This window comes from Ramlibacter sp. G4-7 (assembly GCF_057784995.1).
This window is the reverse complement of sequence record NZ_JBYNTT010000036.1, coordinates 1-11,240: the sequence shown is the minus strand read 5'-3', so window position 1 is coordinate 11,240 and position 11,240 is coordinate 1. Positions and strand designations below refer to the sequence as shown.

Sequence of the window (11,240 nt, the reverse complement as noted above, 5' to 3'; positions counted from 1 at the left end):
AGTGCCGCTTGATCTACAGCTCAGGCTGAGGTCCAAAGGGTGGCGACGGCGTACACCCGCTCCGCTCGGCTCTCGCCGAACTCTGGAAATTCAATCATGAACAATACAAGGGTGGCGCGGCACCGCCGCGACAGGTGAGCGCCGCGGATCCCACCCTTCCCACGACAAACAAGGAGACCGACATGCACCGCCGCCCCTTCCTCCACAGCGCCATCGCCGCCTTCGGCATCGTGTGCGCCGGCCTGGCCTTCGGCCAAGGCTATCCCAGCAAACCCGTCTCGCTGGTCGTGCCCAATCCGCCCGGCGGCCTCGTCGACACCTCGGCGCGGGTGGTCGCGGATTCGCTGGCCAAGGTGCTGGGCCAACCGGTGGTCGTGGACAACCGCGCGGGCGGCAGCGGCAACGTCGCCTACGGCATGGTGGCGCGCGCGCCCGCGGATGGCTACACGCTCCTGACCTCGTATTCCGCCTACCACGTCGGCAACCCCTCGCTCACGCCCAAGCTGCCCTGGGCGCAGAAGGACTTCACGCCGGTGGCGCTGGTGACGGTGGCGACCAACGTGATCGCGGTGCATCCGTCGGTGCCGGCGAACAACCTGCAGGAGTTCATCGCCTACCTGAAGAAGAACCCCGGGAAGCTCACTTACGCGTCGCAGGGCAACGGCTCGGTCTCGCACATCGGCACCGAGATCTTCAAGGCGCAGACCGGCACGAGCATGGTCCACATCCCGTACAAGGGATCGGGCGACGCGATCCGCGACGTCCTTTCCGGCCAGGTGCAGGTGTTCATGACGACGCCGCCCTCGGTGATGCAGCACGTGCAGGCGGGCAAGCTCAAGGCCTTCGCCGTGACCGGCAAGTCGCGCCATCCCGGCCTGCCCGGCGTGCCGACCACCTCCGAGGCCGGGCTCAAGGGCTTCGAGCTGGAGTCCTGGGTGGCCATCTTCGCCCCTGCGGCCACGCCGCCGGACGTGGTGCAGAAGCTCTCCGCCAGCATCAAGCAGGCGCTGGAGACGCCCGAAGCGAAGACGCGCGCCGACACGGCGGGCATCGAGCTGCGTTACCTGCCGCCGCCGCAACTCGCCGCGATGGTGACGCGCGAGACGGAGTTCTGGGCAAAGACGATCAAGGCGCAGGGGATCACGGCGGATTGAGCGCCAGGCGGTGGGGTTCGCCGCATGCGGCGTCTTCACCCCGCATCGCTGCCCGGCGACCACCGCGGCAGCGTGTAGCCGGTCACGAGCGCCGCAATGCGCAAGCCGGTCGCGCAGGTGGCCGCAAGCACCAGCCCCAGGCCCGGCGGCACGCCTGCGTACTGCGCCATCACCAGCACCCACCCGCCCGCGAACGCGCACACCGCATAAGGCCGGTGGTCGCGCAAGGCAGTGGGAATCTCGTTGCACACGATGTCGCGCAGCACGCCGCCGAAGGTGGCGGTGATCACGCCCATCAGCACGGCGACGATGCCGGGCAGCTCCTGGGCCAGCGCGAGCTGCGTGCCGGTGGCGCTGAACAGGCCCAGCCCCAGCGCGTCGGGCCATTGCATCGCGCGCTCGGTCGGCGCGAAGTGCTGCGCCCGCAGGAAGGCCATCGCCACGATGCACAGCGCCAGCAGGCTCCACAGCCACGCCGGGTGCGCCACCCAGAAGAAGGGCCGGCGATCGAGCAGCACGTCGCGCAGCGTGCCGCCGCCGAATGCGGCGAGGCCGGCGACCAGGCACACGCCCACGGCGTCCAGGCGCTTGCGCGCCGCCTCGAGCAGCCCCGACAGGGCGAAGGCGAGCGTCGCGAGGGCTTCGACGACCGTGAGCAGCAGGGAGAGCAGGGGTGCATCCGACATGCCGGGATTGTCGTGCAGCGACGGGTCGAACCCGGATGACGTTGCTTCGCTAAGATGGCCGCGAGATTCCCTCGCACTGCCTTGACCCCCGCCGCCCCCACCATCCACATCCGCCCGGCGACGCAGGACGACGTCCCCCGGATCCTGGGCTTCATCCGCGAACTCGCCGCCTACGAGAAGGCGGAGCACGAGGTCGTCGCGACCGAGGCGCACATCCGCCGGTCGTTGTTCGAGCCAGGGGCGGTCGCCCGCGCGCTGGTGTGCCGCGTCGGCGAGGTGGACGCGGGCTTTGCCGTCTACTTCTTCAACTACTCCACCTGGCAGGGCCGCAAGGGCCTGTACCTCGAGGACCTGTACGTGTCGCCGGCCTGGCGCCAGGCCGGCGCCGGCAAGGCGATGCTGCGGCACCTGGCGCGCATCGCGCTGGCCAACGACTGTGGCCGCTTCGAGTGGAGCGTCCTCGACTGGAACGAGCCGGCGATCGGCTTCTACCGTTCCATCGGCGCGGTCGCGCTGGACGAGTGGGTGCGCTACCGGCTCACGGGCGCGGCGCTGGCCGAGTTCGCAGCCGCGGGCGACTGACGCAGCGACTCAGGACAAGCCCGCCGGCGGCAGGATGTAGCTCGCCGGCCGCTGCTTCAGGATGAGGAGGTTCTTGACCTCCCACTGCGCCGCGGCTTCCATGTCCTGCAGGTAGCGGATGTCGCCGCCGGCCTGCACCGCGATCGGCACCCCGCCTTCGAACAGCAGCCGGTTGCCGGCCAGCCGGGGCACTTTCTCGCCAGGGGTCAGGATCCCGGCGAGGTTCAGGGGATCCGCGGCCGAAATGGCCACCCGCTCGCGGCCCGGCGTGCGGGCCGTCTTGCGCAGCGCCGCGGCCGCCTCCGGCAAGGCGAACTGTTCGCCCGAGAAGCCGCTGACGAAGCGGCCGCCGCGCACCTCGCCGCGGGCTTCCAGCCGGCGCAGCACGTAGTACAGCTCGCGCCAGGGCGGCAGGCCTTGCTCGCGTTCCAGCAGCTTGCGGAACACGACGCCGTAGCGGCGCAGCAGCACGCGCGCGATGTGCTCCACGTGCGCAGCGGCCAGCGCGCCCGGCGCGGCTTCGCCCGGCCGGGGCGCGGGCACGAGCGACCAGCGGCCCGCGTCGTCGATGGGATCGTGGCCATGGCCCTTGCGCCGCAGCTTGTTGCGCTTGTCCGCGGGCATGACCAGGGTGCGCAGGCCCGCGAAGGAATCGCAGGTGACCAGCCCCTGCGCCACCAGTTCGGACAGCGCCTGCTCCACCTGCGTGCCCAGCATGCGCGCCTCGCGCTGCAGGTCCGGGAAGAAGCTGGCGCCGTGGCGGCGCAGCAGGTCGAGCACCACCCGCGCGGGGCCGGAAAGCACCTCGTCGCCCACCGGCGCGGCGCCGCTGGCCTGCTGCCAGTGCGGCAGCCCTTCGCGTTCGCACAGCATCACCGGCGTGCTGCGGATCGTCGCCGCCTTGCGGCTGGCCGCCTCCCCCGGGTCCGCGGGCCGCCACCAGGCCACGCGGCCGACCGAGCACAGCTTGTCGAGCATGGCGGGCGCGTAGTCCCCGACCCGCGCGAGCAGCAGGTCTTCCTCCCACGCCGGCGCGGGCGCGGCATGGCCTTCCAGCTGCCGCAGCACGTCGGCCAGGCCCGCTTCGCCCTGGCGGCGCTCGTCGCCTGCGCTGTCCGCCAGCTGGTGCCAGCGGAAGAGGAAGCGCATGAACTGCGCCGGCGGCACCGGCTGGATCTCCGCGCGCAGCCGCTCGCGCGTCAGCCGATGGATGCGCGCGAGCAGGCGGCGGTCGCACCATTCGGCCGCGCCGGGGGCGCTGAAGGCACCCCGCATCACGGCGCCTTCAGCTTCCAGCCGGAGCAAGGGGGGCAGCACCTCGTCGAGGTCCAGCCCCAGCGGTGCGCCCAGCGCCTGCGCCGTCACCGGGCCCAGCAGATCCAGGCGCGCGCGCAGGATTTCGCGCAGCGCGTCCTCCGGCGCGGGGGTGTCCCGGACGACGGCTTCGATGGCTGGTGCGAGGGGCGCCGACGGCAGCACCGCCCGCATCTCGTGCAGGCGTTCCGCCGCGACCAGCAGCACGCCCGCGGGAGTACGCATGCGCGTGGCGCGGCGCTGCCGCACGAGATCCTCCAGCAGCGCCGGTGCCCCGGCTTCGCTGTCGGCAAGGAAGCCGTGCACCACCAGCGCGTCGTGCAGTTCCTCGACGTCCCCCATGTCGGGCCACGCGTCCGACCGCACCTGCGCGATCGCCTGCGGGTCCAGCCGGCCGACGTCGGCGGCCGTCTGCAGTTCCGCGATCGGCTGCGTGCGCACCGCCTTGGTCCGCCGTTCCTCCGCCGCGCCGCCGTCCAGGAAGGCATAGGGCCGCGCGTTGAGGATGGCGTACGCGAGCGGCGAGGGGGTGGGCAGCTCGCGCGTGACGACCTCCACCGCGCCGGACTCGATGCGGGCGAGCAGCGCCACGAACCCGTCGGCGTCCATGGTGTCGGTCAGGCAGTCGCGCAGGGTCTGCGCCACCAGCGGGTGGTCGGGGATCTCGCGCTCGCCCACGAGGTTCTCCGCGCAGGCGATCTGGTCCGGGAACACCACCGTCAGCAGGTCCTCGGCGTCGGAGCGCTGGAACTGCGGCGGCACCTTGCGGCCGCCGTTCATGCGGCGCACCGCCAGCGAGGCCGTGGCGTTCCAGCGCCAGCGCGTGCCGAACATGGGCGCCTCCAGCAGCGCCTGCACCAGCACGTCGCGCGCGCTGGCCGACTTCAGGTAGTGCCGCACCTCCTCCAGCGGGAAGCTGTGCGCGGGCCCCAGGGACAGCACGATGCTGTCCTCCAGCGCGCTCGCCTGCAGCTCGAAATTGAACTTGCGGCACATGCGCTTGCGCAGCGCCAGGCCCCAGGCCTTGTTGATGCGCGAGCCGTAGGGCGAGTGGATCACCAGGTGCGTGTCGCCCACCTCGTCGAAGAAGCGCTCGAACACGATGCGCTGCTGCGTGGGCAGCAGGCCCAGCGCCGCCTTGGCGGCCGCGAGGTACAGCGCCAGCTGCTGCGCCGCCGCCGCGGGCAGGCCCAGCGCGTCGTGCAGCCAGCGCACGCACGCATCGGTGCCGTCGTCCAGCAGCTTGTCCGCGGTGGCGCACAGGCGCGACACCGCCTCGCACAGTTCCACCGTGCGGCCCAGGCTTTCGCCGAGCCAGAAGGGCATGTTGGGCGGCTGGCCCCTGGCGTCCTCCACCAGCACCTTGCCGGTCTCGACCTTGGCGATGCGGTAGGACGCGTTGCCCAGCTGGAAGATGTCGCCCGGCAGGCTCTCGAAGGCGAAATCCTCGTTCAGCGTGCCGATGCGGTGCCCTTCGGGCTGCAGCACCACGTCGTAGTCGAACTGGTCGGGGATGACGCCGGCGTTGGTGACGGCGGCCAGGCGCGCGCCGCGGCGCGCCCGCAGCATGCGGTGCACCGCGTCGTAGTGCAGGTAGGCGCCGCGCCGGCCGCGGCGCGTGCTGTAGCCGTCCGCAAGCATCTGCACGACCTGCTCGAAGTCGCGCAGCGCGAGGTCGCGGTAGGGGTGGGCGCGCTTGAGCCGCTCGTACAGCGCGTCGAGCGGCCATTCCCTGCTGGCGGTCTCCGCGACGACGTGCTGCGCCAGCGCGTCCAGTGGCTGTTCGGGCACGCGGATGCGATCGAGCTCGCCGCGCTCGACGGCTTCCAGCAGGGCCGCGCACTCCAGCAGGTCGTCCAGCGACAGCGGGAACAGCCGCCCCTTCGGAATGGCGCCGATCGCATGGCCCGCACGGCCCACGCGCTGCAGGAAGGCGTTGATGCTGCGGGGGGAGCCGATCTGGCACACGAGGTCGATGTCGCCGATGTCGATGCCCAGTTCCAGCGAGCTGGTCGCCACCAGCGCCTTGAGCTCGCCCTGCTTGAGGCGCTGCTCGGCGTGCAGGCGGTGCTCGCGCGCGAGGCTGCCGTGGTGCGCGGTGACGTGCTCCTCGCCGAGGCGCTCGGCGAGGTGGCGCGCCATGCGCTCCGCCGTGCGGCGCTGGTTGACGAAGATGAGCGTGGTGCGGTGCTCGTGGACGAGGCCGGCGAGGCGGTCGTAGAGCTCGTCCCACACCTCGGTGGCCATCACCGCGCCCAGCGGCGAGCGCGGCACTTCGACGGCGAGGTCGCGTTCGCGCACGTGGCCGGCATCGATGATCGCGACCGGCTCGTCACGCTCGCCCACCAGGAAGCGCGCCATGGCGTCCAGCGGCTTCACGGTGGCGGACAGCCCGATGCGCACCGGCGGCCGCGCGCACAGGGCTTCCAGGCGCTCGAGCGACAGCGCCAGGTGCGATCCGCGCTTGCTGCCGGCCACCGCGTGCAGTTCGTCCACGATCACGCTCTTGACCGATCCCAGCATGGCCCGGCCCGACTCGGAGCCCAGCAGGATGTAGAAGGATTCCGGCGTGGTCACCAGGATGTGCGGCGGCTTGCGGCGCATGCGCTCGCGCTCCGCGGTGGGCGTGTCGCCCGTTCGCACGGCGCTGCGGATGCCGGGGTCGGGCAGTCCCTGCGCCGCCAGTTCGGCGGCGATGCCCGCCAGCGGTTCCTCCAGGTTCCTGCGGATGTCGTTGGAGAGCGCCTTCAGGGGCGACACGTACAGGACGTGGACCTCGTCCGCCAGCCCGGTGGCAAGCCCCTCGCGCACCAGTTCATCGATCGCCGAGAGAAAGGCCGCGAGCGTCTTGCCGGAGCCGGTGGGCGCGGCGATCAGTGCATGGCCGCGCCGCGAGGTCACGGCCCATGCCTGGGCCTGCGCCTCGGTGGGCGTGCCGAAGCGATGCTCCAGCCAGGCGGAGACAGCGGGGTGGAAGGGGAGCGGGGAGACGGAGGGCATCGTGGGGAGGCGATCGTGGCAGATGGGGGCGCCGGCGCCCGGATCAAGGATGCGGGACACGCTCCGGATCCCGCCGGCGGAGGCAGTCGCCCGGGAACGCGCGCAGGGCGGCCGCACGGGCGCTTGAAGGCCGAGCCTCCGGCTCCCATCTGGACTGCCTGGACGGGCAGGCCCACCTGCCCGATCGGGCGGTTCCGCGGCGGCCGCAGCACGCGCACGATGCATGCATCAGCAGCCAGGACCGGAGTGCAGGCCATGACCAGCGAACCTTCCTTTCCATCATCGGTGGCCGACGCGGTGGAGCGCGTGGCGCCCTCCGTGGTCGCCGTGCGCGCGCGGCGCACCGGGACGTCCACCGCCCTGTGCTGGCGCCCCGGCGTGCTGGTGACCGCCGCCGCGGCGGTCGGCCACGCGGACCGCGTGCAGGTGGTGCTGGCCGACGGCAGCGCAGTGTCCGCGGCCGTGCGCGGCGTGGATGCGGGCACGGACCTCGCGGTGCTCGCGGCCGAGGGCGACTGGCCGGTCGCCGAACGCCGCCTCGACCCACCCGCGCGCGTCGGCGACTTCGTGTTCGCCGTCGGGCGCGATGCGGCCGGCATGGTGCACGCGAGCTTCGGCCACGTCGGGGCGGTCGCCGGCGCCTGGCGCAGCTGGCGCGGCGGCGAACTGGATCGCTACCTGCGGCTGGACGGTGGCCTCTATCCCGGGCACATGGGCGCCCCGGTGTGCGACCCGCAGGGGCAGGTGCTGGGCCTTGCCAGCGCGGCGCTCGCCCGCCACCACGGCATCGTGGTGCCCGCGGCGACCGTCGACCGGGTCGCCGATGCGCTGCTCGCCCACGGACGCGTGCGCCGCGGCCACCTGGGGATCGCCGCGCAGCCGGTGCCGCTGTCCGCCGCGATGCGCGAAGCCGCGGACGCCGACAGCGACACCGGCCTGCTCGTCTCCGGCATCGGCGAGGAGAGTGCCGCCGCCCGGGCCGGCCTGCTCGTGGGCGACATCCTCGTCTCCGTGGGGGGCCGTGCGGTGGCGAGCATCGAAGCGCTGCGCGACCTCCTGGGCGGGGACCGGATCGGCTCGCGCTTGCGCGTGGTCCTGCTGCGTGGCGGACGGCGCGAGGAACTGAGCGTGGAAGTGGACGAGAAGCGGTGGGAGCCGCGCTGCTGAGGACGACCATGCCCTGGCGCGTCGGCATCGCGGGATCGCAGCGCTGGGCGCTGCAGGGCCTGGCGCAGGCCTTGCAGCGCGCGGACGCGCCCGCTTTCGCGCCGCTCCTGCTGTCGCCCGAAGACCTGCGCCACTTGCCGCCGCTGGACGTGCTCGTGCTGGTGCCCGCGGACGCGCAGGCTGCGAAGCGCCTCGGCGAGAGCGTGCCGCCGGAGCTGCCGCTGCTGTGGGTGGGCGAGGCCGCGGATCTCCTGCGCAACGGCCCCACCGGCCGCATCGCCGCCGACGCCGGCGACGGGATGCTCGCCGCCGCGGCGCACGCGCTGGCCAGCGGGCTGCACGTGCACGACGGCAGCGCACGTCCGCCCGTCAGGACCGCGGTCGAGCCGATGGAGCCACTCACCCCGCGCGAGCTGGAAGTGCTGGAGCTCATGGCCAAGGGCCTGGCCAACCGCGAGATCGCGCTGGCCCTGGGCATCTCCAGCCACACGGCCAAGTTCCACGTCGCGCAGATCCTGGAAAAGGCCGGGGCCGCCACGCGCACCGAAGCCGTGCGCCAGGGCCTGCGCCTGGGCCTCATCGGACTCTGAACCATGGACGCTTCCCTTCAAGACCTGCCCCTGCTCGACGCCTATTCGCGCGCCGTCGTCGACGTGCTGGAGCGCGCCAAACCCGGCGTGGTCTCGCTGCGCGTGCGCAAGCGCGATGCGCGCGGCCGCGAGGCCGGTGGCTCCGGCTCCGGTTTCCTGATCACGCCCGACGGCTACCTGCTGACGAACTTCCACGTCGTGCACGACGCCGCGCAGGTGCAGGTCGCCTTCGAGGACGGCACCGTGCTGCCCGCGACCGTCGTGGGCAGCGATGCGCACACCGACCTCGCGCTCGTGCGGGCCGGCGCCAGCGGCACGCTGCCGCACCTGCAGCTCGGGGCCTCCGCACAGGTGCGCGCGGGGCAGGTGGCCATCGCGATCGGCAACCCCCTGGCCTCGGGCATACCGTCACGACCGGCGTGGTGTCCGCGGTGGGCCGCAGCCTGCGCTCGCCATCGGGGCGGCAGATCGACAACGTGATCCAGACCGACGCCAGCCTCAATCCCGGCAACTCGGGCGGTCCCTTGCTGGATACGCGCGGGCAGGTGATCGGCGTGAACACCGCGATCATCGGCGGCGCGCAGTCCCTGTGCTTCGCGGTGCCTTCGGACACCGCGCAATGGGTGGTCACCGAACTGCTGCAGCATGGCGCCGTGCGCCGCGCCTGGCTGGGACTCACCGCGCACACCGTGCCACTGGCGCGCCGCGTGGCGCGTCACTTCGGCCTGGAGCAGGACAGCGCCATCCTGGTCGACGAAGTGATCCGGGACGGTCCCGCCGACCGCGCCGGACTGCGTGGCGGCGACCGCATCCTCGCCGTGGACGACACCGCCGTGCGCGAGGTGGACCAGCTGCTGCGCGTGCTCTCGCGCGAACGCATCGGCCGCAGCACCGAGATCGCGCTGCTGCGCGGGGTGCAGCGGCAGAGCGTGAGCGTGGTGCCGGAGCTGGCGAGATGATGTCGTCCCGGGCTCGACCCGGGACCGATGAGGCGCCTCAAGGATTGCGGGTCGAGCCCGCCATGACATGGCCACGGGCACGGTGGCACGCCGCCCCCGTCCCTGCCAGAATGGCCCTCTGACCTCGGGAGGTGCAGCATGAGCGACAAGAGCATCCTGGCCCACATCAACGCCCTCATCGACGAGGAGCACCAGCTGCGCGCCGGCGGCGCAGCGGAGGACAAGGCGCCGCGCCTCAAGCGCGTGGAAGAAGAGCTCGACCAGTGCTGGGACCTGCTGCGGCAGCGGCGCGCCCGCCGGGAGTTCGGGCAGGACCCGGACAGCGCGGAGCCGCGGCCCATAGGCACGGTCGAGAACTACACAGGCTGAGCTGGTCGCCGGCGCGGCGGGCTCGCGGCGCATTCCTACGCTGCGCCCGGCTGCACATCCTTAGATTGTCGGCTCAACACAAAGGACCGAACGCATGCCCAACCCCAGGAACCGGATCAAGCAGACCGGCGATACCCACCTTCCCGACGTCGGCGACGAAGGCGGCGGCGACGAGGACCCCTTGCGCTTCGAGCCGGCCGAGGACACGGGCGCGGGCGAGTCCGCCCTTTCCACGATGTCCGCCAGGTCGTCGATGGCGGCATCAGGCTACGTCGACGCCGCGCGCGAACAGATCCGGCAGCGTCCGGTGGTGGCGCTGGCCAGCGCGTTCGTGCTGGGCTACCTGTTCGCGCGGATCTGAGCGGGGTAGGGTCGAGGGACCTGTAGCGTGGTGGTGAGCGGACGCGAACCCCACCGCCCGTGAGAGCTCGGCCAGGGAGGCCAGGCGGCCCATGCCGCTGCGCCGCGCGAGGAGATGCCATGCCCGATACCGTCGAACCGCTGATCCGCGACCTGCTGGAGTGGGTGGGGAGGGGCCGTCCTTACGCCGAGGTGATGGATGCCTGGCGGACGTCGTGTCCACGCCTGCCGGTGTGGGAGGAAGCGAACCTGCGGGGCTATGTCGCGTGCGAGCGCGATGCCCGCGGAGTGCTGCAGGTCCTCGTGACGCGCAGGGGCGCCGAGCACCTGCGCCAACCTGCCTGGACTCAGTGCACCACCAGCGGCCGCACCACGGGCCAGGCGAATTCGTTGCCGACCACCACCCGGGCGTAGAGGTAGTTCGAGCGCGCCTGCTCCGGCAACCGGTCCAGGTCGACGTGGCCGGCCGCGTCGCAGGGAAAGCTCAGGGCGCGTCCCTGGGCGCGCAGCGTCTGGAAATGCAGCTCGAAGGCGGATGACGGCACGGCGTTCATGGCGGGCTCCTCTGCGTTGGACCTTGGACGACGCTTGCAGCTTGGGCGGGGGGCCGGTGCAAGTTGTCTCGCTTCGGTCTGGCTTCGGTCTCGATTCCACAATGGTCCGTCCAAGGCAGCGCGTCATCCGCCGATCGGAGTAGCCCGAGGGAGGAGACGGGGCGGGAGACGGTCCCGCCAACTTCGGTTTTTTAGGAGGAACCAGCAGGAATCGTCTGCTTTTTCATTCCGCGTTCGCCCGCTACCCTGCACGCTCCCGAACAAGACATCTCTCGAAGGAGCACCATGAAACGAGCACTCGCCCTCCTGGCCGTCGTCGTGACGCTGGGCATGGCCGTCAGCCTGGACGCGGAAGCCAAGCGCCTGGGCGGCGGCAAATCCAGCGGGATGCAGCGCCAGTCCGTGACCGCCCCTGCCGCCACGCCCGGCGGCACGCCCGCCCACACCGGCACCGCCGCGCCGGCCGCGACCAACGCCGCCGCGGCCGCCCCGGGTGCCGCGGCCG

Annotated in this window: 10 protein-coding genes and 2 pseudogenes; 9 read left to right on the top strand and 3 right to left on the bottom strand. The window is 72.3% G+C overall.

What is annotated here, in order from left to right:
* The first annotated feature begins 182 nt into the window (after positions 1-182).
* Positions 183-1,154 carry a Bug family tripartite tricarboxylate transporter substrate binding protein gene (locus AC3EGR_RS25495; protein ID WP_488549334.1) on the top strand — a complete coding sequence of 324 codons (972 nt, stop codon included), beginning with the start codon at positions 183-185 and terminating at the stop codon, positions 1,152-1,154.
* A 35-nt stretch (positions 1,155-1,189) separates the two neighbouring features.
* Here the strand turns inward: AC3EGR_RS25495 and AC3EGR_RS25490 are convergent, their stop codons facing one another.
* Positions 1,190-1,840, bottom strand: coding sequence for a trimeric intracellular cation channel family protein (locus AC3EGR_RS25490; protein WP_488549333.1), 651 nt, complete (start codon positions 1,838-1,840; stop codon positions 1,190-1,192).
* 81 nt (positions 1,841-1,921) lie between these two features.
* On the opposite strand from AC3EGR_RS25490, the gene AC3EGR_RS25485 reads away from it, so the two are divergent.
* A complete protein-coding gene (locus tag AC3EGR_RS25485) occupies positions 1,922-2,422 on the top strand; it encodes a GNAT family N-acetyltransferase (protein ID WP_488549332.1) in 501 nt (166 codons plus the stop codon).
* A gap of 9 nt (positions 2,423-2,431) precedes the next feature.
* Here the strand turns inward: AC3EGR_RS25485 and AC3EGR_RS25480 are convergent, their stop codons facing one another.
* A complete protein-coding gene (locus AC3EGR_RS25480) occupies positions 2,432-6,736 on the bottom strand; it encodes an Lhr family helicase (protein WP_488549331.1) in 4,305 nt (1,434 codons plus the stop codon).
* 255 nt (positions 6,737-6,991) lie between these two features.
* On the opposite strand from AC3EGR_RS25480, the gene AC3EGR_RS25475 reads away from it, so the two are divergent.
* From AC3EGR_RS25475 to AC3EGR_RS25450, 6 genes and pseudogenes are all read left to right on the top strand, one after another.
* Complete coding sequence (locus AC3EGR_RS25475) at positions 6,992-7,903, top strand: S1C family serine protease (protein WP_488549330.1); 912 nt, start codon at positions 6,992-6,994, stop codon at positions 7,901-7,903.
* An 8-nt stretch (positions 7,904-7,911) separates the two neighbouring features.
* Positions 7,912-8,493, top strand: a complete 582-nt coding sequence (locus tag AC3EGR_RS25470; RefSeq protein ID WP_488549329.1) for a helix-turn-helix transcriptional regulator — start codon at positions 7,912-7,914, stop codon at positions 8,491-8,493.
* A 3-nt stretch (positions 8,494-8,496) separates the two neighbouring features.
* Positions 8,497-9,041 (top strand): annotated as a pseudogene (locus AC3EGR_RS25465) (S1C family serine protease); the annotation flags it as partial.
* The gene (locus AC3EGR_RS25460; protein WP_488549335.1) at positions 9,039-9,452 is read left to right on the top strand and encodes a S1C family serine protease; all 414 of its coding nucleotides are present in this window, start codon (positions 9,039-9,041) and stop codon (positions 9,450-9,452) included. The pseudogene AC3EGR_RS25465 and the gene AC3EGR_RS25460, both read left to right, overlap by 3 nt.
* Positions 9,453-9,590: 138 nt before the next feature.
* Complete coding sequence (locus tag AC3EGR_RS25455; RefSeq protein WP_488549328.1) at positions 9,591-9,821, top strand: DUF2630 family protein; 231 nt, start codon at positions 9,591-9,593, stop codon at positions 9,819-9,821.
* Between the two features lie 94 nt (positions 9,822-9,915).
* The gene (locus AC3EGR_RS25450; RefSeq protein WP_488549327.1) at positions 9,916-10,182 is read left to right on the top strand and encodes a hypothetical protein; all 267 of its coding nucleotides are present in this window, start codon (positions 9,916-9,918) and stop codon (positions 10,180-10,182) included.
* Between the two features lie 346 nt (positions 10,183-10,528).
* On the opposite strand, the gene AC3EGR_RS25445 is transcribed toward AC3EGR_RS25450, so the two are convergent.
* Positions 10,529-10,735 carry a hypothetical protein gene (locus AC3EGR_RS25445; RefSeq protein WP_488549326.1) on the bottom strand — a complete coding sequence of 69 codons (207 nt, stop codon included), beginning with the start codon at positions 10,733-10,735 and terminating at the stop codon, positions 10,529-10,531.
* A 285-nt stretch (positions 10,736-11,020) separates the two neighbouring features.
* On the opposite strand from AC3EGR_RS25445, the pseudogene AC3EGR_RS25440 reads away from it, so the two are divergent.
* A pseudogene (locus AC3EGR_RS25440) lies at positions 11,021-11,240 on the top strand (Tim44 domain-containing protein); the annotation flags it as partial.

Bases quoted from the DNA above. Each gene is read 5' to 3' on its own strand.
- AC3EGR_RS25470 (WP_488549329.1), top strand. From the start codon at position 7,912: ATGCCCTGGCGCGTCGGCATCGCGGGATCGCAGCGCTGGGCGCTGCAG.
- AC3EGR_RS25480 (WP_488549331.1), bottom strand. From the start codon at position 6,736: ATGCCCTCCGTCTCCCCGCTCCCCTTCCACCCCGCTGTCTCCGCCTGG.
- AC3EGR_RS25475 (WP_488549330.1), top strand. From the start codon at position 6,992: ATGACCAGCGAACCTTCCTTTCCATCATCGGTGGCCGACGCGGTGGAG.
- AC3EGR_RS25445 (WP_488549326.1), bottom strand. From the start codon at position 10,735: ATGAACGCCGTGCCGTCATCCGCCTTCGAGCTGCATTTCCAGACGCTG.
- AC3EGR_RS25450 (WP_488549327.1), top strand. From the start codon at position 9,916: ATGCCCAACCCCAGGAACCGGATCAAGCAGACCGGCGATACCCACCTT.
- AC3EGR_RS25455 (WP_488549328.1), top strand. From the start codon at position 9,591: ATGAGCGACAAGAGCATCCTGGCCCACATCAACGCCCTCATCGACGAG.
- AC3EGR_RS25495 (WP_488549334.1), top strand. From the start codon at position 183: ATGCACCGCCGCCCCTTCCTCCACAGCGCCATCGCCGCCTTCGGCATC.
- AC3EGR_RS25490 (WP_488549333.1), bottom strand. From the start codon at position 1,840: ATGTCGGATGCACCCCTGCTCTCCCTGCTGCTCACGGTCGTCGAAGCC.